Origin of the sequence: Paraburkholderia sp. Cy-641 (assembly GCF_011752945.1) — a bacterium.
Taxonomy (GTDB): domain Bacteria; phylum Pseudomonadota; class Gammaproteobacteria; order Burkholderiales; family Burkholderiaceae; genus Paraburkholderia.
The window spans coordinates 99,741-125,928 of the sequence record NZ_VWWM01000002.1 but is presented as its reverse complement, the minus strand read 5'-3'; the positions used below and the strand labels follow the sequence as shown (position 1 = coordinate 125,928).

Genomic DNA, 26,188 nt, shown 5'->3' with positions numbered 1-26,188 from the left:
GATCAGGGTACAGGGAGCGGCACAGGGGGAGGGGGCATTCCGCCTGGTGTGCCATGCACATAGCCGTTCAGGCCTTGGCTGAAGAGCTTGCCGATCTGCGACGCAAAGGACGGAGCCGATGATGTCTCGGAGTCTTCCTGCGATTTGTCGTCTGAGCATCCGCAGTCGCCTGGCCCCATGGTCGCTACCTTGCTTGGGTCACCCGCAATTTCCTCGTACGCGGCCTGCTGTTTGAGGTCAATTGCGTCTGGCGGAAACTTCAACTCCACCACGTTCTTCAGATTGTCCTGTGTCGGCGGCAACGATGGGTCATTGACGATTACCACATCCGGTCGGCGGATGTTCCCGACTCTTGGAGTGTAGCCTGACAGGCCACCTGGCCAATACTTCTGGATCCACCCGGGGAGCCAATCATGTGCCTTGGTGATGACCGCGCTGTCCATAATCGGTGTCGGCGGATCCTGCGTCATATCGTAGTTGACCTCGGGCTTGTACGGGCTCTGATGGTCGACCACCGAATCCATTGCTCTCAGTCGCCCGCTCACGCATTGCTGCTTTAGCCGTTGGCCGCTGATGCCGATAGAGGGCGTGGCGTTGCACTTGCAGATCGCGGAGCAGAGGAATTGGCGGTCCTTCGGATCCAGGGCGTTCGGGCGCAACCGGACAGTGTTCGTAGTTCCTGCGCCTGGTCCTGTGGACCCAGTGCCGGACTCTTGTGCGTAATCGGTCATGCGCCGCTCGATCCGCCAGGATGCTCGAAGGTCAGCGACGATGACGTGTGGTCCTCAAGCCAGTCGGTGTAGCCGTTCGCATCTGTTCGCCCCGTGACCGTTTGCCCCGTCGATGATGTAACGGTGTACGGATGGTTGGGGATCGCTTGGCCGGTGCTATCGTCAAGGACCTGGAAGCGTCCCCGGTGCGTACCGTCCTGGTTAGTAGCGGTTTCAGGCATGATGTTGCGACCGGCACCCACGGCGCCTCCCTGTCCGCTGGTTGGTGCCGCAGTAGCGACAGCCTGCGTTGCAATAAGAGAGGCACCGCAGGCCGTCTTGTCACCTTCGGATGCGACGGGTCGGCCCCCGAAGGTCATCCCCAACGGTTTGACGGTCACGATCGGAAAGACTCCCCCGCACTTCGGGCAAGACACCATATCGCCGAGGAGGGCGAGCGGCTTTCCATGAACGATATTGGTCGACGTGCAAGCTAGAACCTTGCCGCCGTGCGAGGTCGTATCCCCCTCGCGGATGAACGCAAAACCCATTTTGCATACTTTCCCGACGATTTGTCTGTGGAATGTAGCACGGCGGTTTTTCCCACAGCCACCGTATCGACGTTGCCAGTTGTCCGGGTGGGGCGATCGAACTCCCTGCTGGCGGTACGTAGTTTGAGAAGGCCAATTTCCTTTGCCATACAGTGGCGTGCTCGTCGCCGAGATCGATATGCATTCGCATCAGGCGACGAAATCGACGGTCTCCCACCGGCACCTTCGACGTTAGTTGATGGATGTCGCCTCTGCATGGCGCCCAAAACCGGCGCAAGCCTATCCTGCAGTTCCTAATTTCCTTGTTGTTTTTTAACGTGCAATTCCAAAGGAAATTTGACCGTAGCAAGATGTTTTCAAACCGATGTCGAACGTGATGTTTGCTTGATCGGAACAGTACCTGCACCGATGCACCTTCAATTCTCGATGTAACGCGAATACGGATGAACCCTATGCCTTTGCTTCGTATCGGAGTTGGATGCGTATCGGCAAGTTTCCTGGCCGCCTCGATAAGGCGATCTGATGTCGTCACCCCGGGCGCGCACCAGGCAGCGAACGTGTCGTTATGCCGATCAAATCGGGCGCGTACGTGAATATCGACTGTGCTCCGATGCCTGGCGTTGCTCGTTCGCTACGAATCAAAAAAAGTACGTTGTTCCGATATGTACTGCGCGTGTTCGGTGACCTCCGCGAACTTCCGGTCGTCGCTCGAAGGCAGCATTGACGAACCATTTGATGCGGTACAGGATGGCTTCATGTCCTCCTGATAACCGAGTCGAACGGAAGGTCACCATGCCTGCACCGAAGACCTATACGAAAGCGCAATGGGATGAGTTTGCCCGGCTACTTGATGCACTACCGGAGAAACCGCCATCGGAACGGCGCCTGACGATTCGCGATGCAATGCCAAAGGTGCGCGGCCATATAAATGCAGCCCGGGCCAAGGGCTATTCCGTCGAACAACTGGTCGATCAGGCGAGGCAGGCGGGTATCGATGTGAGGGCAAACACGCTTCGCTATGCGCTCCAGGAGAAAGCGAAGCGGCGAACGGACACTCGAAAAGCCCGGAGCAAGGCGAATCCACTTGCGACTCATCAAGCTCCGCGAGCATCAGATCAGCGGGGTAGTCTGTCATCACGAACCGAGACGGGATCTGTTCGCGGCAAAACGGGAGCGATGGTCATTAGCGATGCATACAGTTTTCCGATCAGGCCGGATACAGAAGATCTTTAATCGCGATCCGGTCGTGCACATTCGGATACGCCGAAATTTCTCAAGTCGGTCGCTAGGAGACGTTTTTCGCAGCGTCAATACGAGTGACCTCTGCGCCCGATCGGAGCCGATCCAGGTAATCAGCCCACTTTTGCATCATCATTCGGCGTTCCTTGATGAATTTCGTGCGGTTGTAGGCTGTTCCAAGGTTGTCCGGCACAGTGTGCGCCAGTTGATGTTCGATCACTTCCGGCTTCTGTTCCAGTTCCTCATGTAGGATCGTGCGCGCCATCGCACGAAAGCCGTGTCCCGTGATCTCCGTGCGGGTGTCGTAGCCGAGTCTGCGCAGTGCTGCATTGATCGTGGCCTCGCTCATTGGCCGCTTGCGATCGCGCGCGCCAGGGAAGACATAGCTGCCGGCACTGGTGAGTGCGTGCAGTTCGCGCAGAATGGCGATCGACTGCCTGGAAAGCGGCACCAGATGCTCAGTTTCAGTCTTGGTGACGAGGTAGCGCCATTCGCCCTTGTCCAGATCGATTTGAGACCATTCGGCCTTGCGAAGCTCGCCAGGCCGGACAAACAGTAGCGGCGCAAGTTTGAGTGCGCAGAGGACAGGGAAGGTGCCGGAGAATCCGTCGAAGGCGCGCAGCATCTCGCCGACCTTGGTTGGCTCAGTGATCGAAGCGAAGTGGGTTGTTTGTGCCGGTGGAATGGCGCCGACCAGATCCCGAGCGGGGTCGGCCTTGCAATGTCCTTCCTTGATGCCGTACCGGAATACCCGGCTGATTTCACTGCGCACACGATGGGCGGTGAAGCGAGCGCCACGGCTGTCTACGCGCTTCAGTACGGCCAGAATATCCGGTGCATCGATGTCAGTGATCGGACGCTTGCCAAGCCACGGGAACACGTCGTTTTCCATACGGGCGAGAGTCTTGACGTGCTGGGCCGGCTCGACGCTGCTCTTGCGCTCGTCCATCCAGCCCCGCGCGACCGCCTCGAAGGAGTTGGCTGCTGCCAGTCTGGCGGCGCGTTTCTCAAGGCGTTTGACATTGCTCGGGTCCAATCCCGCCGTCAGCTTTTCGCGGGCCTCGTCTCGCTTTTTTCGCGCTGCCGCGAGCGACACGTCCGGATAGACGCCGAGAGCGAGCGTCTTGTCCTTGCCGGCAAACCGGAAGTTCATTCGCCAGTATTTCGCGCCGGACTTGTCGAGCTGGAGATACATGCGACCGCTGTCCGCGAGGCGATTGCCGGTTCCCTCGGGGTTGTAGCGAGCGTTCCTAACCTGCACATCGGTGAGCGACATGGTGGTATCTCCCGCTGGGAAAACCCAGAAACAAGCCAGATACCACCAAAAATACCACCAGATACCACCGGCTGTCACTGAATCAAGTCGGATCGCCGAAGAATAAAAAACCCCGCAAGACCTTGATCTAGCGGGGTTTCCCGGAATTCTTCAGCTCTCGCCGGAACAGCTTCTGGTGCCCAGGGCCGGAATCGAACCGGCACGCCTTGCGGCGGGGGATTTTGAGTCCCCTGCGTCTACCAATTTCACCACCTGGGCGGATTCTGCAGCGCGCGTAGCGGAATGACCGCGCGTGAGGAAGACGCAGATTATGGCCGAAAATCGTCCGACGAGCAAGCCAGTTGCTTTCGCTCGCCGCGTAGCGTCGGCATCGGCTCAAGCCCACTCAGACCCCGCGCGAAAATGCAAAAAAGGCCGCACGGGATTGCGATGGCACAATGCGGGTCTGGTAATGCGTTGCCGGTTTTCGAGTTCAGGAATGACGTGATGGAAGGTTTGAATAGCGCCGGGTCGGCGAGTGTCGGAGCGAGCGATACCGCGACGCGCGAATCTCCGTTTCGGGTGGCCGGGCACGCGTGCCGTCCCGATTGCGGCGCGTGCTGTATCGCGCCGTCGATTTCGAGTCCGATTCCGGGGATGCCGAACGGCAAGCCCGCGGGCGTGCGCTGCGTGCAGCTCGGCGACGATCTGCGTTGCGCGATTTTCGGCCAGCCCGAGCGGCCCGCGTGCTGCTCGGGTCTGCAGCCGCAGCTCGAAATGTGCGGCGCGAATCGCGACGCAGCGCTCGCATGGCTGACCCGGCTCGAAGTGCTGACCGGGCCGCAGGCGCTGTCCGCTTCGTAGCGCGTGGCGCGCTTCGTTCGACCCGCTGCTCGCTTCCGCTATTCACTTCGATACTCAATCAAGAAACCAGGAAACCGCGTTCATCGCATCCGCCCACCCAAGCCGACGGCCCGCCAGCCTTCCCCAGGAGATTTCGCATGACCCGACTCGCAGCGCCCACCCGGCGCCGCTTTCTGCGCGCGGCGCTGACCGGCTGCGGCGCGCTTGGCATCACCGTGTCGCTCGCGGCCTGCGCGAGCCCGACGTTTCCGTTCATCCCGTCGCACTACACGTTCTCGCAGCAGCAGGTGCAGGAAGCGGTGCAGCGCAAGTTCCCGTATCAGCGCACGGTGTCGCAGGTGTTCGACGTCGCGCTGAGCAACCCGGTGGTGGGCATGCTGCCCGATGCGAACCGCGTCTCGGTGAAGCTCGATGCGCGCTTCGCGAGCCCGTTCCTGCAACAGCCGGTGGACGGCGTGTTCACGCTGTCGAGCGAACTCGCGTACGACCCGGCGAGCCGCTCGGTGATCCTCAAATCGCCGAGTGTCGATAACGTCAGCGTGAACGGCCAGGCACAGGCCTATACGCAGCAGATCAACGCCGCGGCCGCACTGCTCGCGACGCAGCTGCTGACCAACTATCCGATCTACACCTTCAAGCCCGAGCAGCTGCAATTTGCCGGCGTCCACTACGAACCCGGTACAATCACAATCCTTACAAACGGCATACGCGTGCAGATCGTCGAAAAATGACATGCACGCGCGGCCGGTGGGGCCGCGCATGCCGAGGATGACCTGCGGGCCCCGATCGTTGCGACAACCTACCGCGATAAAGGGGCACGGATGGACTGGCTACTGGCTTGCAAGGCGCTGATTCTCGGCGTCGTCGAGGGTTTGACGGAGTTTCTGCCGGTGTCGAGCACCGGGCATCTGATTGTCGTCGGCAGCCTGCTCGACTTCTCCGACGACCACGCCAAAACCTTCGACGTCGTGATCCAGCTCGGCGCGATTCTCGCCGTGTGCTGGGAGTTTCGGCGGCGCATCGGCAGCGTGATCGTGGGCTTGCCGGGCAAGCCCGAGGCGCGTCGCTTCACGCTGAACGTGATCATTGCGACGATTCCGGCGATCGTGCTCGGCCTGCTGTTCGAGAAGTCGATCAAGGCGGCGCTGTTTTCGCCGGTGCCGGTCGCGTTCGCACTCGTCGCGGGCGGCGTCGTGATCCTGTGGGCGGAGGCGCGCCAGCGTGCGCGCGGCGAAGCGGCGGTGCGGGTGCGCAGCATCGACGATCTGAGCGCGCTCGATGCGCTCAAGGTCGGTCTCGCACAGTGCTTCGCCTTGATCCCGGGCACCTCGCGCTCGGGCTCGACGATCATCGGCGGCATGCTGTTCGGTCTCGAGCGCCGCGTCGCCACCGAGTTCTCGTTCTTTCTCGCGATTCCGATCATCTTCGGCGCGACCGCCTACGAGCTGTACAAGGACTGGCACCTGCTCACCACCGACGCGCTCGGCAGCTTCGCGCTCGGCTTCGTGGCCGCCTTCGTGAGCGCGTTTATCTGCGTGCGCTGGCTGTTGCGTTACGTCGCGTCGCACGACTTCACGGTGTTCGCGTGGTATAGGATCGGCTTCGGTTTGCTGATTCTGCTGATCGGTTATAGCGGCGGGTTGGGCTGGGGGGATTGAGGGTTATCGCCCGCGGTTTGCGATTTCGTTTTATCCGGCGCTTGCGCCATGTAAAAAAGGTCCGCGTATGCGGACCTTTTTGCGTTGCCGGCGGCGAATGACCGTCGCGCGTTTGCTTTACGCCGCGCCGCGCTTGCGGAACACGAGATCCCACACGCCGTGGCCGAGCCGCAAACCGCGCCGCTCGAACTTCGTCACCGGACGATAGTCCGGCCGCGGCGCATAACCGTCGGCGGTGTTATCGAGCAGCGGCTCGGCGCCGAGTACTTCGAGCATCTGCTCGGCGTAGTTCTGCCAGTCGGTCGCGCAATGCAGATACGCGCCCGGCTTCAGGCGCGACACGAGCAGCGCGACGAACTTCGGCTGGATCAGCCGGCGCTTGTGATGGCGCGCCTTGTGCCACGGGTCCGGGAAGAAGATATGCACACCGTCGAGGCTGTCCGGCGCGATCATCTGTTCGAGCACTTCGACCGCGTCGTGCTGGATGATGCGGATGTTCGCGAGCGACTGCTCGCCCATCAGCTTCAGCAAGGCACCGACGCCGGGCTCGTGGACTTCGACGCCGAGGAAATCGTCGCCGGGGCGTTGCGCCGCGATTTCCGCGGTGGTCGCGCCCATGCCGAAGCCGATCTCGAGCACACGCGGCGCCGCGCGGCCGAACACGCTGTTCCAGTCGGGCTGCTGCGGCGAGAAGGGCACGACGAAACGCGGGCCGAGCTCGTCGAGCGCGCGGCGCTGACCGGTCGAGACACGCCCTGCGCGCGTGACGAAGCTGCGGATGCGGCGGCGATGCAGTGCTTCTTCCGGGCTCGCGCCTTCCGTGTCGTGTGCGTCGTCGAGCGTGTTGTCGGCGCTATCCGCATGGGACGTGTGGTTGCCGCTGGGCGCCGGGAGTTCGTCCGGCAGGCCGGAGTCGTTGGGATCGTGGATCATCGTCGATGTGCTGCAAGGGTGAGGGCCTGACGGCCTGCGTGGCGAGCCGTGCGCTGTTTGCCGCCGATGCGCGCCGCGCGGTGCGGCCAAGCGCGGATCCGGCATATGCAGCGCGCTGCGGCTTGCGGGATGGCCAGCGATGCTGGCGGCGCGCTCCGTCCGCCATGTCACTACAAAAAAGCCGCCTTCAGGGAGGCGGCTCTTGCTGGATTCCGCTGAATGTTCAGCCGGAAAGTGGAGCGGGCGATGGGAATCGAACCCACGGCTCTAGCTTGGGAAGCTAGGGTATTACCATTATACGACGCCCGCAGAATGCGCGATTTTACAGGGATTTTGGTGGTTTGGGCAGGGGTGTCGCTTGGGCGCTGGCGTGGAGACGGTCACTGCTCGGCGTGCTCATGCTGTCATTGCTTGTGATTTTGCTGGCTTTGGTTTTCGATCGCCGAGCATTGTGGCTTCATGGGGGGATTGAACGGGGCCTTCTGCGTTCAGATCGAATCGCCCTCGAAATAGTCCGTATCGATTTTCTTGATCTCGTAGGTGCTGGCGGTCGACACTCCCACGCCATGATCGGCCATGAGCTTCACCAGCAGAGCGCCATCCACGAGGATGATTTTCGATGTGATAACGCTTGCGTAATCACGGGCTTCACGGCTGAAGTTCGACGTGGTGAGAAATACCCCTTTATTGGCTCGCTGGCCTTGCAGGGCGCCTGCGAATTTCTGGATTTCGGGGCGTCCAACCGTGCTGTCCCAGCGCTTGGCCTGCACGTAAATCACATCGAGGCCGAGCTTGTCTTCCTTGATGGTTCCGTCGATGCCCCCGTCACCGCTCTGACCAAGAACGCTTCCCGCGTCCTGGCGCGAACCGCCGTACCCCATTGCTACCAGAAGATCGATGACCAGACGCTCAAAGAACGCGGGCGTCGCGTTCCTGATCTGGTCGAGCAGTTCCGCCTCAAGATTGGATCGCAACTGCTGATACGCCTGAGCAAACAATTCCTCCGGCGTGGTCTCAGCCGGGGTAGGCGCGTCCTGAACCAGCGGGTCGGTACTCGGCTCATTCTGGGTTGAGTCAACTCGCTTCTGTCGAAAGGCGACAAACTCCGGGAATTGATTCAGCAACGGGATGTCGATCCTCGCAGGCTGCTGTGCGAGCATTTCGAGTCCGCGAGGTGTGATCCTGAAATAACCACGCCTCGGCAATTCAAGCAGTCCGGCTTGTTTCAGGTAGGTGCGTGCCCAACCCGCGCGGTTGTCGAACACAGGGAATGTGCCGCTAGGAAGCATTTTGTTCCGCTCGTCGTCAGTCAATCCAAACGCAATTGCCAGCATTTCGGTGGCGTCACGTAGTCGGTGCTCTTTCTGATCGGCAGCTAGCTTTAGCAGCGGCAGCATGAGTTCCTGAAACCCGGGAATAGGCATGGCGGTAACGATTCATTGATTGGTAATCGATGAATCATAACAAGGGGCAGGTTCAGGTGTGTCGAGTAATCTTTGCCGGCCTCTTCGCACGAAGCGTGTCCGTTGAGTACCGGTCGAGCTGTTGTGCGAAACGGGTATCGCTGCCACCTTTTCACACGGCGTTGGCCGTCATATTTGTTGACTCGCTTCGTCGGGTTCGATGCCTGTTCTGGCTCGTGACTCTTCTCGATCTGATACTCACTGCGTCCACGCCGACGCAAGGCGGGCATGATCTCGCCGACGTCCTCGCCGGAGTCGTTTTTTCCGTTTTGACCATCATGTCCATTACCGTCGCGACTCGCTGGGGCCGGTCATGCAATGTGCTCACGCGAATCGCGCGGCATGTCACTTATGTAAACCGCGCTGGCTTCGATGGCCTCACCGAGTGACGTAAAAAAGCCTGGCCATCCTGAGGGTTCCGTGACTGCCTCGTATAGCAGGTGAACGATTTCTTCGTACCGCTCGGTCGATAGATCCATCTGAAACCCCGTTGCTTCTGGTTGTTCGATGCGGCGTATTGCTCAGGCACTGCTTTGGCCTCGATGACGTCGCGCGTCATTGCTTACGATCGGATGGCACCGTGATGAATTCTTAATTTCGTGCAGACCGTTGCGACTGAATGAATAGCGTTGCCGCGATCGTCCGCGCCTGGACGGGATTCAACACTACAACGATCTCACGTCACTGACCATCGACCCGATTCGCGAATTGACCGCAGCAATCCGCAAAATTTTTTAGACGTTGATTTTGAGACTGAATAGTCCTATTATCGTTTGCATGAATCGATCTGATACTCATCGTCCTCACCGTGCCGCCGAACGCGGACGGCCACGAGAATTCGACGTCGACCACGCGGTCGACGCGGCGGCGCGCGTATTCTGGGAGCAGGGCTATCACGCGACTCCTGTCGACGTGCTGTGCGAGGCGACCGGCGTTTTTCGAGGCAGCCTGTATAGAACGTTCGGCGACAAGCATGGCTTGCTGGTCGCGGCATTCGATCGTTATGCGGACGGCGCGGTTGCGCGACTGAAGGAAAAGTTGGCTGCGGACATGCCGCCACGCGAGGCACTTCGCGAAGCGCTCCTGCATTACACCCGGGTGAGCGCGAATCTCTCGGAGCGGCACGGCTGCTTCATTACCAACGCCGTAATCGAACTTCTGCCGGGCGACCACGTTCTGCGTCCGCATATCGAAGCGACGTTGCAGCGCATCGCCACACAGTTCAGTCTCGCGATAGCGCGAGGCCAGCAGGCAGGTCAATTTGACCGGCATCTCGACGCCGAGGAAGTCGGCCGCTTTCTACTTTGCATCGTGCAAGGAATACGCGTGCTCGGCAAAGTCGACATGAACGAGGTCGCGCTCGCCTCGATCGTGGATATGGCATTGCGCGCATTGACGTAAAGCATTCCCAGGTACGTTAGCTAGCCGGTGGCCTACCGCGCAAACGGTTGCCGCCGAAGTCTCTGTCTATTTTGAGAACGATCGTTCATGAATACGTCGACTGCTTCGGCTTCCGCTGCGCCTTCTGCCCGATACTGGAAAGGCGTGGCCGCGTGCCTCGTCGCGACCATTCTGATTGGCGTGATGTTTCCCGTCATGACCGATGCACTGCGTCGCATCGACCCTTTTACGTTTACTTCGCTCCGCTACCTGATCGCAGGCGTGGCCCTCGCGTTACTGCTGTTGTACCGCGAGGGCCCGGTTGCGTTTCGTGCGGACGGCGAGTCGTTGCCGATTGCCTGGCTGCTCGGGTCGGTCGGCTTTTGCGGCTTTGGTTCGTTTGTCTTCCTCGGGCAGCAACTCAGCGGTGAGCAGGGCGCCCTCAACGCGTCGATCATGATGGCGACGCAGCCCATGATGGGTTTGCTCGTCAATGCGCTGGTGCGCAGGTCCGCGCCCCCGCTGCCGTCACTGGTCTGTGTCGTTATCTCGTTCACCGGTGTCGCACTGGTCATCACACGCGGCGACCTGAGGGCGGCGTTGCTCGAGCCGCAGCACTACGCGGCAAGCGGTCTGATCGTGCTGGGTGCGCTTTGCTGGGTGATCTACACCTTCGGTTCCGCGTACTTCACCCGCTGGTCGGCGCTCAAGTACACGACGATCACGACGTGGCTCGGCCTGAGCACGATCGTCGGCGTCAACGTGCTGCTCGTCGTGACGCGCGTCGTCAGCGCGCCCACGTTCGCGGCACTACGGGCGGTCACGCCGCATCTGATTTACATGGGGCCGATTGCGGGCTTTGTGGCAATCCTGTGCTGGATCTCCGGCAACCGAACCCTCGGGCCGATGAACGGCGTGCTGTTCATGGACGTGGTGCCGGTGACCACCTTCGTGGTGTCGGCACTCGCGGGCGTCATTCCAAACAAAGCACAGGTGTTGGGCGCGGCACTGACGGCGTCGGCGCTGGTTCTCAACAACCTTTATCTGCGGCAGCGAGCTCAGATCACGAAATAGGTCAGTTGCACCGCCGCCCGCGTGACCACCATCTGCAGTACCTGCACGATCACGAACAGCAGGATCGGCGACAGATCGATGCCGCCGAGTTGCGGCAGCACGCGGCGCAGCGGATTCAGAAACGGCGCGGTCAGCTGATACAGGATCGGCATCGCGGGCGAACGCGGATTGAGCCACGACAGCAGCGCCATCAGGATCGTCATCCAGATGATCAGATTCAGCGCCCATTTGATCGCGGTCAGCACGGCGACGATCAGCAGCGTCGGCACGAGCGCGCGCGGGTCCGCGCCGGTCAGAACGACCATCAGCACGACGTAGAGGATCGCCGCGATCAGCGTCGCCACGACGCTTGCCCAGTCGATGTTGCGCGTGCTCGGCAGAATGTGCCGCAGCGGCAGCACGATCCAGTTGGTGGCTTGCATCACGGCGTTCGACACCGGGTTGTAGGGCGGCAGGCGCACGACCTGCAACCACGCGCGCAACAGCAGCGCCGCGCCGAATAGCGTGAAGACGGTATTGAGCAGAAAACGGGCGATATCGCCAAACATCTTGTGTCCTTATGCTTCTGATGACGGCCGCCGACCGGCCGCGGGCTACCGGCGTCGCCCGATCGGAGCGCGCCGGCGGTTGATCTGGAATTGCACGCGTCTTTCTTGCGAAACGGCGCGTCGTACAGCGTTTGTTGCGAATGGCCGCGCGAGCCGGGCATGTGGTGCGTCGCGCGATGTTGCCCTGCGTCACGCGGAGGCGGCCTCATTGCGCGCCGCCGCTTCCCCGCTGTCTGCGCGACATCACACGGAAACCCGCACCTCGCTGATCAGGATCGTGCCGTTGCCGCCGTCGGTGTAGTTGGGGATGTCCGCCAGCAACGGCTCGGACGCGGGCTTGAATACGTTATAGAAGTCCTCCGCGCTGTCGAACAGGAAGTGACCGGCCGCCACGTACGGCGGCGGCGTTCCGGGCGGCCCGGCGTTGAGGCCCGCGTCGACCGACCAGCCTTTGAGCGCCGCCCCGAACAGCTTCGCCGCGAGCGGCATGTGCGTGGCGCAGTAATAGTCCATGTCGAAGCGGCCGTTTTCCCGATACGGGTAGAGGATGCTGACCTTGATCATTGTGCGTTCTCGTCTGTTGATCCCGAAGCGCGGCACCCGTGCGCCGCTGCTTCGCGCCGTGCCTGCCGGCCGTCACATTATCACGGCTTACTTGACGCTTGCACCTGCCGCGGCCCGATTTAGCGAGCGGCTCAGCGATTCTTCCACAGCTTCGGAGATCGCTTCAATCGTGGCGGGCGGGCTCGTGCGGCGTTGCGCGAGGGCGACCGCGCGACGCGTCAGCAGGCCGTAAAGCGCGGCGTGGTCGCCGCCGAGCCCTTCGAACAGCGCGAGCTGTTTCTGCACGACGCCGGTGTCGCCGCGCGATACCGGGCCCGCGAGCGCGTTGGGCAAACCCTTGTCGCGCGCGGTCTCGATCGTGCCGGCGAGCATCGGCAGCAGCGCGCGCAGCGCGTCGTCTTCGGCGAAACCGAGCGTGCGCCACAGGGCGACGCATTCGGCTAGGCTGCATAGCGCGAAGCTTGCCGCATAGTGCGCCGCGCCGTGATAGAGCATGCGGCTGCCTGGTGGAATCGACAGCGGATGGCAGCGCAACGCGACGGCGAGGGCGGTCAGCGTGTCCTTGAGCGTGCCGTCGGCCTCGATCGTCACCGAGCAGCCCGCGATCCGGTCGAGGTCGGCGGGCTCGCCGCCGAACAGGTAGAGTGGGTGAAAGCCGCCGATCGCCGCGCCCTGGTCGCGTGCCGGCGCGAGCAGTTCCACCGGCGACGCGCCGCTGCAATGCACGAGCGCCTTGCCGTGGCGGCTCGCGGCGTCGGGGGCGGCGGCGAAGCGGAGTGTGTGCGCTGTCGTACCGATGCTGTCATCGGGAACGGCTAAAAAAACGATATCGGCGGCGTCGACGACCTGCTGCGGATCGTCGGATGCCGCGCAATGCTCGATCTGCGCGGCGAGCCGGCGCGCGGAATCGGCCGAGCGGCTCGCCACTGCGCTAACCGGGTAGCCGGTGCGTGAAAAGCTCAGCGCGAGGCAGCGCGCGAGCCGCCCCGCGCCGATGAAGCCGATGCGCGGCAAGGAAGACTGGGACATGGTCGCGTGCTCCTGACGGATCGTTTGAACGGGAAAACAGCAGTATCGCCGATCCGCCAGCCGGGGCGCGATCCGGCCCCTTCGCGTTTCGGCGGCTCAGTTGGCGCGCCATATGGCGGGCGCGGCCCTTCATCGGGCGGCGCCGCGCTCGCAGGTCCGAAAACTGCTCAGAATGGGGCTCGAGTGGGCTCCTCGCGTCGAGGAGCCGGATGAGCGGTTCACGAGCCGGTTTGGCCGTTGCTGTTTCGTACTTCTTTCGTACTTTGTTTGCAGTCAGATTCGGGAGAGTCGGAATGAATATTTTTGCTTACCGAAAACACTTGCGGTTCCTGACGCGCGCGCAACGCCGTCGCTGGTGGGATCAGAAAAAGCGCCTGACGCCGCGCGTGCGGATCAGCGGCGCCTACGTTCCGCCGAACGTGTCCCGCGAATTCGTGTACGTGAAGGTCGGCTAGGCGCGCGGCCCGCGCAGGTGAGAAAATGCCCGGCCTGATGGATCGGCCGGGCATTTTTTATGGGCAATTTTTTCCGCTGTCAGGATTGAAGCGAATTTGTAATCAAAGATTACTGAAACGTGAATTCAGGATTGCCGCCGCGGCCGCCTATCCGGGGCGCAGCCGCCTGGCCCCGTCCAACTTCTTGATTTTTAGCCTGTTTTGTCCGTCTCGCGAGGGCCTTCGCGCGTGCGTTTGCGGGTGTCGTCAGCACCGTTCGCGCCGCCAATTGCAATTTGCAACAAATGCGAACAGATAGACCGGGGCTTTTTCGATACATTGGTTTTAAAGCATGCGAGGCATGCGCAGTCGGCGACCTTGGCAGGCCGCGCTAGGAGAAGAAAAGTGAAAAAGATCGTTCCGTTTGTCGTTGCAGCCGCACTCGGCCTGGGACTTGCCGGGGCCGCCGAAGCGCACGTTTCCGTCGGTATCGGCATTGGGGTGCCGATCGCGCCGGCGTATCCCGTGTATGCGGCTCCCCCGCCGGTCTATTACGCGCCGCCGCCCCCGCCGGTGTATGCGCCGGTCGTCGTCGCCCCGCCGCCGGTGGTCGTGGGCGGCTACTACGGGTACGGCCGCCCGTACTATCGTCACGGCTACTACCGTGGTTACTACGGTCACGGCTACTATCGCCGCTAATCGCAGCGAGGCAGTCAGGATATCGACGGCGTAACGCCGGCCTCGGGCCGGGTTACGCCGTTTTTATTGCCGCGTTGGCTTGCGCTTTCGCGCTTACCTCGGTGCTCGCGCCGGCGAAGTGCCGTTCCAAAGCATCGACGAAGCTGGGAAAATGGCTGTTTCGCCACCGCTCTGGAGAATCTCGCCGATGCAAGCGCTTCCCGCTCCCACTTTCGATGATGTCCTCGACGCCGCCGCGCGTCTCGAAGGCGTCGCGCACCGTACCCCTGTTCTGACGTCGAGCACGTTCGACGAGCTCACGGGCGCGTCCGTGTTCTTCAAGTGCGAAAACTTCCAGCGTATGGGCGCGTTCAAGTTTCGCGGCGCCTATAACGCGATCTCTCATTTCGACGCGGAGCAGCGCAAGGCGGGCGTATTGACCTTTTCGTCGGGCAATCACGCGCAGGCCATCGCGCTGTCGGCGCGCCTCGCGGGCATCCGCGCGACGATCGTGATGCCGCACGATGCGCCCGAGGCCAAGGTCGCCGCGACGAAGGGCTACGGCGGCGAAGTGATCACCTATGACCGCTACAAGGAAAACCGCGAGGAGATCAGCCGGCGGCTCGCCGAAGAGCGCGGCATGACGCTGATTCCGCCGTACGATCATCCGCACGTGATCGCCGGGCAGGGCACGGCGGTGAAAGAGCTGATCGACGAGACCGGGCCGCTCGACATGCTGTTCGTGTGTCTTGGCGGCGGCGGGCTGATCGGCGGCAGCGCCTTGTCGGCGGCGGCGCTGAGCCCGGCCTGCACGGTGATCGGCGTGGAGCCGGAAGCCGGTAATGACGGCCAGCAATCGCTCGCGCGCGGCGAGATCGTGCATATCGACACGCCGCGCACGATTGCCGACGGCGCCGCCTCCACGCATCTCGGCGATTACACGTTCGCGATCATCCGCAAGCTCGTCGCGCGGATCGAAACGGTCAGCGACGCGCAGCTGATCGAGACGATGCGCTTTTTCGCGCAGCGCATGAAGATCGTCGTCGAGCCGACCGGTTGCCTCGCGGCGGCGGCGGTCATGAACGGCATCGTGCCGGTGAAGGGCAAGCGCGTCGGCGTGGTGGTGAGCGGTGGCAATGTCGATCTGCCGAAGCTCGCGCAGTATCTCGCGTAGGCTATCTCGCATAAGCGCCGCGCCAGGGCGCGGTGAAACCTGAAACGGCTCGCAAGCCGAACCGGCCTCGCGAGCCGTTTTTTTATCTGCCTGAGGGACGCTTCAGCTTGCCACGTGCGCGGCGCCTTGCACGATCAGATCGTGATATCCGTTGACGATCACGCTGTACGAGAAATACGCGAACAGCAGCGCCGACAACACATGGCACGCGCGCAGCAAGCCCGCGCCGGCGCGCTTGCGCCCGTGGCTGCCGAGCCCGCAGATAAAGAGCGTCCAGCACAGCCCGCCGAGAAAGAAGCCGGCAAGAAAGACGAATGCGGTCTGCGGGCTCGTTGCGCCGGCCTTTGCGATCAGCGCGCCGCCGACCGCGGCGAACCACAGGATCGCCGACGGCGACGATACCGCGAGCAGCACGCCGCGCAGAAAACCGCGCCACGCCGACAGATGCGGCGCACGGGCGTCGCCTTCGCCGGCGACGGCGGGGGCGGTGGCCGGAAACATGGCTTCACGCGCCATCTTCCACGTGAGAAACAGCAGGATCGCCGCGCCGCCGATCCACACGACCCAGCGCACCGACTCGAATTGCAGCAGCGCGGCCATGCCGGCGAGCGCGAGCGCCGCGTAAATGAGGTCGCCGACGCAGGAGCCGAGGCCGAGCCAGAAGCCCGGCCGGAAACCGTGCGACAGCGTCAGCGAAATGATCGCGACGTTGACGAGACCGATGTCGAGACACAGCGACAGCGACAGAAAAAATCCGTCCGACATCATTGAGAAGGCGTGCATCCAGGCGACCGCTCCATCCATTCCGTTGTTTGTTGTGCGAGGCGCGGCCCGGAGGCCCAACCCGGAGTGGCTCGGCTCAGAGGCCCAACTCGCTCCACAGGTTGTCGATGCGCTGTTTGACCGCGTCGTTCATGACGATCGGGCGGCCCCATTCGCGGTCGGTTTCGCCAGGCCATTTGTTGGTCGCGTCGAGCCCCATCTTCGAGCCGAGCCCCGCCACCGGCGACGCGAAATCGAGGTAGTCGATCGGCGTGCGATCGACGAGCACCGTATCGCGCGTCGGGTCGACACGCGTCGTGATTGCCCAGATCACTTCCTTCCAGTCGCGGATATTGACGTCTTCGTCGACGACCACGATGAACTTCGTATACATGAACTGTCGCAGGAAGCTCCACACACCGAACATCACGCGCTTCGCGTGGCCCGGATAGCTCTTCTTCATCTGCACGATCGCCATGCGGTAGCTGCAGCCCTCGGGCGGCAGATAGAAGTCGGTGATTTCGGTGAACTGCTTTTGCAGCAGCGGCACGAACACCTCGTTCAGCGCGACGCCGAGCACCGCCGGTTCATCCGGTGGTTTGCCGGTGTAGGTCGAGTGATAGATCGCGTCGCGGCGCATCGTGATGCGCTCGACCGTGAAGACCGGAAACCACTCCTGCTCGTTGTAATAGCCGGTGTGGTCGCCATACGGGCCTTCGAGCGCATGTTCGTACATGGCCGAGGCACCCTTCGACGGACGCGGCGGCGCGCCTGCCGGAGCGGGCGAGGGCGTGCCCTCCTGCGGATAGATGAAGCCTTCGAGCACGATCTCGGCGCGCGCGGGGACCTGCAAACCATCGACGCCGGGCGTGAGGCACTGCGCGAGTTCGGTGCGTCCGCCGCGCAATAGCCCGGCGAACTGGTATTCGGACAGCGTGTCCGGCACCGGCGTGACCGCGCCGAGCACCGTCGCGGGGTCCGCGCCGAGCACCACGGCCACCGGATATGGCTGGCCCGGATTGCGCAGCGCAAACTCGCGAAAATCGAGTGCGCCGCCGCGATGCGCGAGCCAGCGCATGATGACTTTGTTACGGCCGATCAGCTGCTGGCGATAGATGCCTAAGTTTTGTCGGCTCTTGTTCGGGCCTTTCGTGACGGTCAGACCCCACGTAATTAGCGGGCCGGCGTCGCCGGGCCAGCAGGTCTGGATCGGCAGGCGGGCGAGATCGACGTCGTGGCCTTCCCAGACGATCTCCTGGCAGGGCGGCGCGCTGACCGTTTTCGGCGCCATGTCCCACACGGCCTTCGCGAGCGAGAGCAGCTTGCCCGCATCCTTGAGCCCCTTGGGCGGCTCCGGCTCCTTCAGCGCGGACAGCAGACGGCCGACATCGCGCAGCGACTCGAGCGCCGCAGTGTCGCCGTCGCCGGACTGCGCATCGATTCCCATGCCGAGCGCGACGCGGCGCGGCGTGCCGAACAGATTGCCGAGCACCGGAAACGCATGCCGTTCGGTGTTCTCGAACAGCAGGGCGGGGCCGCCGGCGCGCAGCACGCGGTCGCACAGTTCGGTCATTTCGAGGTTCGGCGACACCTTTTGCGAGATTCGGCGCAGTTCACCGATCGTTTCGAGGCGGCCGATGAAATCGCGCAGGTCTTTGTATTTCATCTGTGACGGTTCAGGGGCCGCGCGAGCGGCAAGTATGCAAGGTAAATAACGGCACAGGGGGCGGCAGCCGGCGGTAAAAACCGGCGGCGTGCCGGGTTGCCCCGGCCAAAGCGATTGTCGATTTTACCTGCGTTGGCCGGCGCACGTAGATCAGCCAGATGGCCTGGCCGAAACGGCCAGGGTGAGATATCCCAAAACGCGTATTCCACGCGGTTCCCAGCCCTCTCAGGGTGGTTCATAATTACAAATAGTTATAATTTTTGAATTCTATAGTGTTGACGATCTATAAAACCGTGCATAGAATCCGTCCACATTGGTTGAGGGGCATTAACCTTTTTACCGCTGCCCCCGGTTCCTTGAGACGCAACGCGTCACCGTTTCCGCTCCCCGCAGGGTACGAACGGCCTTATGAAGTCCTCGCCAGCGTCGATGAACGCTGGTTTTTCGCGTGGGAGCCTGGCCTGCATGCAGGCTTTTTTTGAGATGGCTCCCCACCAACGGTATTTGCCGTTTTCCCGACGTCGCTGCTGCCCAACCAGACAGTGCACGCGATGTCCTGACTCTGCGAACACGTAGCACCGTCTGTTCCCTCCGGCGGCGTTCGCGGATCATGCAAGATGGGAGATCTGAATGAACGCCTGGTTATCGTGGCGTCCCGATGAGCGCATTGCACAGGTTGTACGTGGTGCGCTGCGTCGCGGGACGCGACTGAGTCATCACCTGTTCAGCATTGTCGGCGGCCTTGCCGTGGTGCTGGCTCTCGCACTGTGGCTGATGCCGACCTGGCGCGGCGTGCTCGCCGCGCGGCTGATGCCGGTTATTTCCGCTGCCGTCCAGGCAGGCCCCGCGCGCCTGCTGCAGGGCAATCCGCTGCCGTCGATCGGCTCGCCGGCAACTGCCGGCGCGTCCGCCGACGAGACGCTGTCGGCCAACTCGCCGGGCAATGGCGACGCCGCGAACGACGGCAGCACGACGCTGACCGCCAGCAATACAAGCTTCGACAGTGCTTTCGACGGTCCCAGCTCCAACAGCATGGGCGTCGCGACGCTGAACGGGCTCGACCCGCGCACGATGCAAAGCGTCAGCGCACTGGCCCGCCTGATTCCCTCGCAACGCGTGTCCGCCGACGCGCGCGACGACCGCGTGCTCGTTTCGGGCCGCGAGCAGGATCTGGTCGCGTCGTATCTGGCGCGGCGTTATCGCGTCGCTCAGGAGCCCGTCAGCGAGCTCGTGAAAGCCGCGTTCGACACCGGCCGCGAAGTGGGCCTCGATCCGCTGCTGCTGCTCTCGGTGATGGCGATCGAATCGGGCTTCAACCCGTACGCCGAAAGCGGCGTCGGCGCCCAAGGCCTGATGCAGGTGATGTCCAAGGTGCATTCGGACAAATTCCAGTACTTCGGCGGCGAGGGCGCGGCGCTCGAACCGCTCGCGAACATCAAGGTCGGCGCGCTGGTGCTGAAGGATTGCATCGCGCGCGGCGGTTCGCTGGCGGGCGGCCTGCGCCTTTACGTCGGCTCGACCAGCCAGGACGATGGCGGCTACGGCGCCAAGGTGATGGCCGAGCGCGGCCGTCTGCGCGACGTCGCCCGCGGCCGCAAGGTGCCGATCAATGCGCCGCAGGCGCCGGTCCTGACCGCGTCGGCCAATCCGGCGGCCGCTGCCGCTGGTGGCAACGGCAAGCGCGTGCAGGTGACGCTGCAAACCGGTCACGCGCTGACGCCGACGACGCCGGCGGTGCACACGCAACCGGCCGAACAGGACGATGCGACGCGCCATGTGGCATCGGCGTCTGAAATGGGGGCTTGAGTTCGGCGCTGTCGAGACTCGTGCTTCGGTTGGCCGGCAAGCTCCCCCGGCTGACACACAAAAAAAGGACACCCGTGAGGTGTCCTTTTTTGCGTCTGGGCATCCAGTCGAACCGGGGCGTGGTCGTGTGACGCTAACCCGGAGCCCGAACTCAGGACCGCCCGAACAGCTTCGCGAGCCGCTCGACCGCTTCTTCGAGCTTCGGATAAGCGGTCGCATACGACAGCCGGATGGACTCCCTCGGCGCATGCGTGCCGAAATCCATACCTGGCACCAGCACGACGCCGGCATCGTGCAGCATTGCCTTCGTGAGCGCCGCGCTGTCGCCGGCGGCCGGATGCGCGACGCCGCGGCAATCGGCGTAGACGTAGAACGCGCCGTCGGGCATCACTGGCACCGAGAAGCCGAGCGATTCGAGCGCCGGCGCGATGAAGTCGCGGCGCCGCTTGAATTCGAGGCGCCGCGCCTCGTAGATCGCGAGCGTCTGCGGCTCGAAACAGGCGAGCGCCGCATGCTGCGCGAGCGCCGACGCGCAGATGAACAGGTTCTGCGCGAGTTTTTCGAACGCGCCGACCATCCCGGGCGGCACGACGAGCCAGCCGAGGCGCCAGCCGGTCATGTTGAAGTACTTCGAGAAACTGTTGACGGTGATGACGTCTTCGCCGAACGACAGCGCCGACACCGGCTGCGCGTCATAGCTCAGGCCCTGGTAGATCTCGTCGACGATCGTAAAGCCGCCGCGCGTGCGTACGGCCTTGACGATGCGCTCCAGCTCGGCCGGTTCGATCGACGTGCCGGTCGGGTTCGACGGTGAAGCGAGCAGCACGCCGCGCGTGCGTTCGCCCCACAGGCGCTCGACGTCGGCGGCGGTGAGCTGGAAGCGCGCGGTGGGGCCGCTCGGCACCATCACCGGCTTGCCTTCGGCGGCGATCACGAAATGGCGGTTGCACGGATAGCACGGGTCGGGCATCAGCACTTCGTCGTCGCGATCGACGAGCGCCGCGCACGCGAGCAGCAGCGCGGCGGACGCGCCGGCCGTGACGACGATGCGCGCCGGATCGACGTCGATGCCGTAGAACCCGGCGTAATGCGCCGAGATCGCCTCGCGCAGCGCGTGCAGGCCGAGCGCGCTCGTGTACTGCGTGACGCCGCGGCGCAGCGCATTCGCGGCCGCCTCGATGACCGGCTCGGGCGCGGTGAAATCGGGCTCGCCGATGCCCATGTGGATGATGTCGCGCCCCGCGCGTTCGAGCAGCGCGGCCTCCTTGGCCAGCTCCATCACGTAGAAAGGCTGGATGGCGTCGACGCGCGCGGCAAGCCGCACGAGGGGTTCGGTCACGGAGTTCATACGGTCAGATCCGGTTCAGGAACAGAAACAGAAGCAGAACGCCGCTTCGCCCAGCCGATGATGCGCTCATCGAGGGGCGAAGCGGCGTCCGGGCGGGCGATCGAGATTCTTCGCCCTGGGCAGTGAGGCGCGGCAGGGGCCCGCTGCATGGCATGGCCCCGCGTGCGCCGCGCTCAGCTCTTGCGAGCCGCCTGCGTTTCGGTGGCGCGCAGTTGCGCCGACAGCTTGTCGAGCACGCCGTTCACGTACTTGTAGCCGTCCGAGCCGCCGAACGTCTTGGTCAGCTCGACCGCTTCGTTGATGACCACGCGGTACGGAATGTCGACGTGATTCTTCAGTTCGAACGCGGCGACCAGCAGCACCGCGCGCTCGACCGGCGAGAGCTGTTCGATCGGGCGATCGAGGCACGGCGCGATCGCGGCGGAGAGCGTCTCGGAGTCGCGCATCACGCCATGCAGGATCGCGTCGAGATGTTCGTGGTCGGCCTTGTCGTAACCTTGCGCGCCGCGCAGCTGCGCGTCGATCTCACCGCCGGGCGAGCCCGACAGCAGCCACTGGTAAAGCCCCTGCGTGGCCAGTTCGCGGGAGCGTCGGCGTGCGCTCCTCATGCCTCTTCCTCGTCGTCTTCGTCTTCTTCCTCGTCGTCGCCGCCGAGCTGTTCCAGCGCGACCGCGAGATTGGCCATTTCCACGGCCACGCGAGCGGCGTCGCGACCCTTCTCGGTCATGCGCGCGACAGCCTGCTCGTCGTTCTCGGTGGTCAGCACCGCGTTCGCGACGGGGATGCCGAAGTCGAGGCCGATGCGCGTGATGCCCGCGCCGCTCTCGTTCGAGACGAGTTCGAAGTGGTACGTCTCGCCGCGAATCACCGCGCCGAGCGCGATCAGCGCGTCGAATTGCGCGCTTTCGGCGAGCTTTTGCAGCGCCAGCGGGATTTCCAGCGCACCCGGCACCGTGACGAGCAGCACGTCTTCGCCGGTCACGCCGAGGCGTTCGAGTTCTTCGATGCAGGAGTCCGCGAGGCCGTTGCAGACGGGTTCGTTAAAGCGCGCCTGGACGATGCCGATGCGCAGTCCGTCGCCGTCGAGATTCGGTTGGTATTGTCCGATTTCCATGTGAATTCCGTAGTTGATGAGTGGGCGCGTGGAGGGCGCGATCAGCCTTGCGGGGCCTGCGTTTTGCTGCCGGGCATCGGCACGAAGCCCGTGACTTCGAGACCGTAACCCGACATGCTGCCGAGCTTGCGGGGATTCGACAGCACCTGCATCCTGCCGACGCCGAGTTCGCGCAGAATCTGCGCGCCGACGCCGTAGGTCTTGAAATCGACCGGCCGGCGCTTGAGCGCGTCGGCTTTTTCCTTCGAGTCGAACGCCTTGAAGACGTCGATCAGATGGTCTTTCGAGTCGCCGCAATTGAGCAGCACGATCACGCCGAGGTCGCGCTCGGCGATCTCTTTCATGGCCGCGTCGAGCGTCCACGAATGGGTCGATTCGCCGACTTCGAGCAGATCGAGCACCGACAGCGGCTCGTGCACGCGCACCGGCGTGTCGTGCTCGGGGCTCGGCGTGCCGCGCACGAGCGCGAGATGCGGCTGGCCGCTCGGCTGGTCCAGATACATGACCGCGCGGAACGCGCCGTGCGCCGTTTGCATGGTGCGCTCGCAGATGCGCTCGACGATCGATTCGGTGCGGCTGCGGTAGTGGATCAGATCCGCAATCGTGCCGACCTTCAGGTTGTGTTCTTTAGCGAATTCCAGCAGGTCCGGCAGGCGTGCCATCGTGCCGTCGTCCTTGATGATTTCGCAGATCACCGCCGCCGGCGCGAGGCCCGCGAGCGCCGTGAGGTCGCAGCCGGCTTCGGTATGGCCGGCGCGCACCAGCACGCCGCCGGGCTGGGCCATGATCGGGAACACGTGGCCCGGCTGCACGATGTGCTCGGCTTTCGCTTCCGGCGCGACCGCGGTGGCGATCGTGCGGGCGCGGTCGGCCGCCGAAATGCCGGTGGTCACGCCTTCGGCCGCCTCGATGCTGACCGTGAACGCGGTGCCGTACTGCGTGCCGTTGCGATACGTCATGAGCGGCAGGTTCAGTTGCTTGCAGCGCTCCTGGGTCAGCGTCAGGCAGATCAGGCCACGGCCGTAGCGGGCCATGAAATTGATCGCTTCCGGGGTGACAAACTCGGCGGCGAGCACGAGATCGCCCTCGTTTTCGCGGTCTTCTTCGTCGACGAGAATCACCATCCGGCCGGCTTTCAGTTCGGCGATGATCTCTTGGGTGGAGGCGAGCGTCATGTTGGGGGAGACTTTTTCGGGAAAGCGCGTATTTTACGCCACGCGCGTGGCCAAGTCGCCTCCGCCGGACGACATAGGCCGATTAGCCGACTGGCAGCGGGTCGGCCCGCGCTGGGCCTTTCCTGATGACTGGATTACACGGGCTGTCTACTTTCTGGCCGACTTCGTTCGCACCGGGGCGGGGGCGTCATGGGGGCCGCAACTCGGACGCGCTTCGAACCAGGTCGGGAGATTCACGGTCTCGGGCTCGCCCGGCGTTTCGAGGTGCGCAAGCAGGATCTGCGCGGCTTTGGCGCCAAGCAGCGAAGCGTCGCGCATCACGGTTGCGATGGCGGGCTGATGGAACCGGCTCAGCGGAACGTCGTCGCAGCTGACGAGCGACAGATCGGTGCCGAGCTGCAAGCCGAGCCGATGAACCGACTCCAGCGCCCCTTCGAGCAACTGGTTGCCGCCGAGCACGATGGCGCTCGGCGGACGTTTGGCCGAGAGCATGTCATCGAGCGCCACTTTGCCGTGTTCTGGCGACAGCGTTCCGTGATGCACGATCAGGTCGCGCTTCACGCCGAAGCTGTCGAAGGCCGCTTCCATGGCGCGAATTCTCTCCCGCGTCGGCCGTACGTCGCGCCCCACCACGAGGCCGATGCGCCGATGTCCGCTTTCGAGCAGATAGCGCCCGGCATCGCCCATGCCCCGCTGATGGTCCGACAGCACGTAATGCGCCGGAATGTCCGCGGGCAAGGTCCGGTCGATCAGCGCGATCGGCGCCTTGGTGGCTCGCAGCGCCGCGAGCGTGGCCGGATCGTCTTCGAGAGCCGGCAGCACGATGAAGCCGTCCACCTGCCGTTGCATCAGCAGTTCGATCCGTTCGGCATCCACGCTCGCCACGCCGCCCGAATTGGTTAGCAGAACGGAAAACCCCGCCACGCTGAGCACGCTCTCGGCCCCGCCCACGATCGAGGCGATCAGGGGGTTGGTGATGTCCGAGCCGACGAAGCCGATCGAGCGGGTCGTCTTCCGGCGCAGGCCCTGCGCCAATGCGTTCGGCGTGTAGCCGAGCGTGCGGGCCGCTTCCAGCACGCGCTGCGTCAGTTGCGGGCTCGATCCCGGCTGACCCGACAGCACGCGGGACACCGACGCAATGCCGACGCCCGCCAACGCCGCCACGGCCTTGATCCCGGGTCGCGCTTTCGGATCGCCCGGCATGTTGTCACTCATCGTTTTTTCTCCTCTTGACACGGCATTTTATAACGCCTAGCATTCGGAAACGTTTCCGGAAACGTTTCCGAATGCTAGGCCATCGCCGGCGGAGGGACGAATCCGGGAAATGGGGGCGCTGGCCCCGATGGAGAGAGACAGTGCGTCGCGTCGGTGCGGCGTACATCAAGAAAGAGGTGATACGTGGAAAGTGCGGCACGTATGACGCCGGAAATCCGGCGAGCGGTCCGGAATGCGACCCTGAGCGCGATCGTGGGAACGGCGGTGGAGTGGTACGACTACTATCTGTACGCCACGGCGGCAGCGACGCTCTTCAATCATTTGTTTTTCCCTTCATTCGACCACCTCACCGGCACGCTGCTGGCCTACGCGAGCTTCGCGATCGGCTTCATCGTGCGGCCGGCGGGGAGTGTCATCTTCGGGCGTCTCGGCGATCGCATCGGGCGCAAGGCGGTGCTCATCATCACGCTGCTGCTGATGGGCGGCTCGACCACGCTAATGGGTCTGCTGCCGACCTACGCCGCGGTCGGCGTATGGGCTCCGCTGCTGCTGTGCGTGCTGCGCGCGGCGCAAGGGCTCGGCTCGGGGGCGGAATACGCGGGCGCGGTGCTGATGGTGATCGAATACGCGCCCGCGAAGCGGCGCGGCTTATACGGCTCGCTGCCTTATACGGGCGTGGCGCTTGGTTTGTTGATGTCGCTGGTGGCGTTCCATGCGTCTTCGTCGATGTCGAAAGGCAGTTTCGAGGCATGGGGCTGGCGCATCCCGTTCCTGCTGAGCTCGGTCGTCGTGGCGCTCGGTCTGCTACTGCGCAGCCGGCTCAAGGAAACGCCGGTGTTCGAGCAATTGCGCCGCAACAACGCGGTGGTGCGCTCACCCGTCACCGAAGTGCTGAAAACCTCGCTGCGGCCGATGCTGTGCGCGTGGGGCGCCCGTCTCGGCGACAACTCGCTGGCGTACATCTACGAGTCCTTCGTGATCGTCTATGTCACGCAGCAGTTGCATATGTCGCGCGACACGATCGTGACCGCGCTGATGTGGAGTACCGCGCTGCAATTCATCACGGTGCCGCTGTTTGGCTGGCTGTCGGACCGCATCGGCAGAAAGCCGGTTTACATGGGCGGCGCGCTGATCTCCGGCCTCGCGATTTTCCCGTTCTTCGCGATGCTCCAGAGCGGCCAACTGGTCTGGATCTATACGGGACTGTTCCTCGTGTCCTCGCTCGCCAAGACGATGATGACCGCGGCGCAGAGCCCCTGGCTCGCGGAGATGTTCCCGTCCCGCGTGCGCTACACCGGTTTTTCGCTGGCTCGCGAAGTGACCTCGCCGATCTCGGGCGGCATCGCGCCGATGATCGCCGTCGCGCTGCTGGCCGTCGGAGAGGGTTCGCCGCATCTGGTGGCGTGGTATGTCGTGGCGCTCGGCGTCATCACGGCGGTGTCCGTCGCGCTCGGCCCGGAGACGAAGGGGCGTCCGCTGGAAGAACCGCAAGACGGCAGCGGCATGGAGGCGGGTTCCGCCGCGGCCGCTTCGCTATAGGCGAAGGTC

Annotated in this window: 26 protein-coding genes and 2 tRNA genes; 11 read left to right on the top strand and 17 right to left on the bottom strand. The window is 63.5% G+C overall.

Going from position 1 to position 26,188, the window contains the following annotated elements:
* Window positions 1–2 precede the first annotated feature (2 nt).
* Both F3J20_RS01980 and F3J20_RS01975 read right to left on the bottom strand, forming a co-directional pair.
* Window positions 3–731, bottom strand: coding sequence for a VRR-NUC domain-containing protein (locus F3J20_RS01980; protein WP_167281615.1), 729 nt, complete (start codon window positions 729–731; stop codon window positions 3–5).
* Window positions 728–1,261 (bottom strand): PAAR domain-containing protein, encoded by a 534-nt coding sequence (locus tag F3J20_RS01975; RefSeq protein ID WP_167281613.1) that lies wholly within the window; start codon window positions 1,259–1,261, stop codon window positions 728–730. The genes F3J20_RS01980 and F3J20_RS01975 overlap by 4 nt, the downstream gene beginning before the upstream one ends.
* A gap of 792 nt (window positions 1,262–2,053) precedes the next feature.
* Between F3J20_RS01975 and F3J20_RS01970 the strand changes: the two genes are divergently transcribed.
* Entirely contained in the window at window positions 2,054–2,494 is a 441-nt protein-coding gene (locus F3J20_RS01970) for a hypothetical protein (RefSeq protein WP_167281612.1), read from the top strand.
* Between the two features lie 52 nt (window positions 2,495–2,546).
* Here the strand turns inward: F3J20_RS01970 and F3J20_RS01965 are convergent, their stop codons facing one another.
* Window positions 2,547–3,776 (bottom strand): integrase arm-type DNA-binding domain-containing protein, encoded by a 1,230-nt coding sequence (locus tag F3J20_RS01965; protein WP_167281610.1) that lies wholly within the window; start codon window positions 3,774–3,776, stop codon window positions 2,547–2,549.
* A 173-nt stretch (window positions 3,777–3,949) separates the two neighbouring features.
* A tRNA-Leu gene (locus F3J20_RS01960) sits at window positions 3,950–4,034 on the bottom strand.
* 228 nt (window positions 4,035–4,262) lie between these two features.
* Here F3J20_RS01960 and F3J20_RS01955 point away from each other — a divergent pair.
* The 3 genes from F3J20_RS01955 (at window position 4,263) to F3J20_RS01945 (ending at window position 6,277) form a co-directional block, all read left to right on the top strand.
* Window positions 4,263–4,619, top strand: coding sequence for a YkgJ family cysteine cluster protein (locus tag F3J20_RS01955; protein WP_205299181.1), 357 nt, complete (start codon window positions 4,263–4,265; stop codon window positions 4,617–4,619).
* Window positions 4,620–4,756: 137 nt separating this feature from the next.
* Window positions 4,757–5,350, top strand: a complete 594-nt coding sequence (locus F3J20_RS01950) for a DUF1439 domain-containing protein (RefSeq protein WP_167046417.1) — start codon at window positions 4,757–4,759, stop codon at window positions 5,348–5,350.
* A gap of 90 nt (window positions 5,351–5,440) precedes the next feature.
* A complete protein-coding gene (locus F3J20_RS01945) occupies window positions 5,441–6,277 on the top strand; it encodes an undecaprenyl-diphosphate phosphatase (protein WP_167046421.1) in 837 nt (278 codons plus the stop codon).
* 117 nt (window positions 6,278–6,394) lie between these two features.
* Here the strand turns inward: F3J20_RS01945 and trmB are convergent, their stop codons facing one another.
* The 3 genes from trmB to F3J20_RS01930 form a co-directional block, all read right to left on the bottom strand.
* A complete protein-coding gene (gene trmB, locus F3J20_RS01940; RefSeq protein ID WP_167281609.1) occupies window positions 6,395–7,210 on the bottom strand; it encodes a tRNA (guanosine(46)-N7)-methyltransferase TrmB in 816 nt (271 codons plus the stop codon).
* Window positions 7,211–7,445: 235 nt separating this feature from the next.
* Window positions 7,446–7,519 (bottom strand) — tRNA-Gly (locus tag F3J20_RS01935).
* Between the two features lie 179 nt (window positions 7,520–7,698).
* The gene (locus F3J20_RS01930) at window positions 7,699–8,607 is read right to left on the bottom strand and encodes a restriction endonuclease (RefSeq protein WP_240159168.1); all 909 of its coding nucleotides are present in this window, start codon (window positions 8,605–8,607) and stop codon (window positions 7,699–7,701) included.
* Window positions 8,608–9,450: 843 nt separating this feature from the next.
* On the opposite strand from F3J20_RS01930, the gene F3J20_RS01920 reads away from it, so the two are divergent.
* The gene (locus F3J20_RS01920) at window positions 9,451–10,074 is read left to right on the top strand and encodes a TetR/AcrR family transcriptional regulator (protein ID WP_167281605.1); all 624 of its coding nucleotides are present in this window, start codon (window positions 9,451–9,453) and stop codon (window positions 10,072–10,074) included.
* A gap of 144 nt (window positions 10,075–10,218) precedes the next feature.
* Window positions 10,219–11,127, top strand: a complete 909-nt coding sequence (locus tag F3J20_RS01915) for a DMT family transporter (RefSeq protein ID WP_345889830.1) — start codon at window positions 10,219–10,221, stop codon at window positions 11,125–11,127.
* Here the strand turns inward: F3J20_RS01915 and F3J20_RS01910 are convergent.
* From F3J20_RS01910 to F3J20_RS01900, 3 genes are all read right to left on the bottom strand, one after another.
* On the bottom strand, window positions 11,112–11,675 hold the full coding sequence (locus tag F3J20_RS01910; protein WP_167046439.1) for a YggT family protein: 564 nt from the start codon (window positions 11,673–11,675) through the stop codon (window positions 11,112–11,114). The genes F3J20_RS01915 and F3J20_RS01910 overlap by 16 nt on opposite strands.
* 243 nt (window positions 11,676–11,918) lie before the next feature.
* Complete coding sequence (locus F3J20_RS01905; RefSeq protein WP_167046442.1) at window positions 11,919–12,239, bottom strand: EthD family reductase; 321 nt, start codon at window positions 12,237–12,239, stop codon at window positions 11,919–11,921.
* An 87-nt stretch (window positions 12,240–12,326) separates the two neighbouring features.
* Window positions 12,327–13,268 (bottom strand): DUF2520 domain-containing protein, encoded by a 942-nt coding sequence (locus tag F3J20_RS01900; RefSeq protein ID WP_167281602.1) that lies wholly within the window; start codon window positions 13,266–13,268, stop codon window positions 12,327–12,329.
* A 293-nt stretch (window positions 13,269–13,561) separates the two neighbouring features.
* On the opposite strand from F3J20_RS01900, the gene F3J20_RS01895 reads away from it, so the two are divergent.
* From F3J20_RS01895 to F3J20_RS01885, 3 genes are all read left to right on the top strand, one after another.
* Window positions 13,562–13,723, top strand: coding sequence for a hypothetical protein (locus tag F3J20_RS01895; RefSeq protein ID WP_167046448.1), 162 nt, complete (start codon window positions 13,562–13,564; stop codon window positions 13,721–13,723).
* Between the two features lie 384 nt (window positions 13,724–14,107).
* Window positions 14,108–14,401: a hypothetical protein gene (locus F3J20_RS01890; protein WP_167046451.1), complete on the top strand. Its 294-nt coding sequence runs from the start codon at window positions 14,108–14,110 to the stop codon at window positions 14,399–14,401.
* A gap of 187 nt (window positions 14,402–14,588) precedes the next feature.
* Window positions 14,589–15,554 carry a threo-3-hydroxy-L-aspartate ammonia-lyase gene (locus tag F3J20_RS01885; RefSeq protein ID WP_167281601.1) on the top strand — a complete coding sequence of 322 codons (966 nt, stop codon included), beginning with the start codon at window positions 14,589–14,591 and terminating at the stop codon, window positions 15,552–15,554.
* A gap of 102 nt (window positions 15,555–15,656) precedes the next feature.
* On the opposite strand, the gene F3J20_RS01880 is transcribed toward F3J20_RS01885, so the two are convergent.
* Together F3J20_RS01880 and F3J20_RS01875 are read right to left on the bottom strand one after the other, a co-directional pair.
* Window positions 15,657–16,337 carry a LysE family transporter gene (locus F3J20_RS01880; RefSeq protein WP_167281599.1) on the bottom strand — a complete coding sequence of 227 codons (681 nt, stop codon included), beginning with the start codon at window positions 16,335–16,337 and terminating at the stop codon, window positions 15,657–15,659.
* Between the two features lie 76 nt (window positions 16,338–16,413).
* Entirely contained in the window at window positions 16,414–17,982 is a 1,569-nt protein-coding gene (locus F3J20_RS01875) for a UbiD family decarboxylase (RefSeq protein WP_167046459.1), read from the bottom strand.
* A gap of 630 nt (window positions 17,983–18,612) precedes the next feature.
* Here F3J20_RS01875 and F3J20_RS01870 point away from each other — a divergent pair.
* A complete protein-coding gene (locus F3J20_RS01870) occupies window positions 18,613–19,788 on the top strand; it encodes a lytic transglycosylase domain-containing protein (RefSeq protein WP_167281597.1) in 1,176 nt (391 codons plus the stop codon).
* Window positions 19,789–19,939: 151 nt separating this feature from the next.
* Here the strand turns inward: F3J20_RS01870 and F3J20_RS01865 are convergent, their stop codons facing one another.
* From F3J20_RS01865 to F3J20_RS01845, 5 genes are all read right to left on the bottom strand, one after another.
* On the bottom strand, window positions 19,940–21,136 hold the full coding sequence (locus tag F3J20_RS01865) for a pyridoxal phosphate-dependent aminotransferase (RefSeq protein ID WP_167046465.1): 1,197 nt from the start codon (window positions 21,134–21,136) through the stop codon (window positions 19,940–19,942).
* A gap of 173 nt (window positions 21,137–21,309) precedes the next feature.
* Window positions 21,310–21,744 (bottom strand): transcription antitermination factor NusB, encoded by a 435-nt coding sequence (gene nusB / locus F3J20_RS01860; RefSeq protein ID WP_167046467.1) that lies wholly within the window; start codon window positions 21,742–21,744, stop codon window positions 21,310–21,312.
* Window positions 21,741–22,250, bottom strand: a complete 510-nt coding sequence (gene ribH / locus F3J20_RS01855) for a 6,7-dimethyl-8-ribityllumazine synthase (RefSeq protein WP_167046470.1) — start codon at window positions 22,248–22,250, stop codon at window positions 21,741–21,743. The genes nusB and ribH overlap by 4 nt, the downstream gene beginning before the upstream one ends.
* Before the next feature lie 41 nt (window positions 22,251–22,291).
* On the bottom strand, window positions 22,292–23,425 hold the full coding sequence (ribBA, locus tag F3J20_RS01850; protein WP_167046472.1) for a bifunctional 3,4-dihydroxy-2-butanone-4-phosphate synthase/GTP cyclohydrolase II: 1,134 nt from the start codon (window positions 23,423–23,425) through the stop codon (window positions 22,292–22,294).
* Between the two features lie 147 nt (window positions 23,426–23,572).
* A complete protein-coding gene (locus F3J20_RS01845) occupies window positions 23,573–24,640 on the bottom strand; it encodes a LacI family DNA-binding transcriptional regulator (protein WP_167281596.1) in 1,068 nt (355 codons plus the stop codon).
* A gap of 201 nt (window positions 24,641–24,841) precedes the next feature.
* On the opposite strand from F3J20_RS01845, the gene F3J20_RS01840 reads away from it, so the two are divergent.
* A complete protein-coding gene (locus F3J20_RS01840) occupies window positions 24,842–26,179 on the top strand; it encodes an MFS transporter (RefSeq protein ID WP_167046478.1) in 1,338 nt (445 codons plus the stop codon).
* Window positions 26,180–26,188 lie beyond the last annotated feature (9 nt).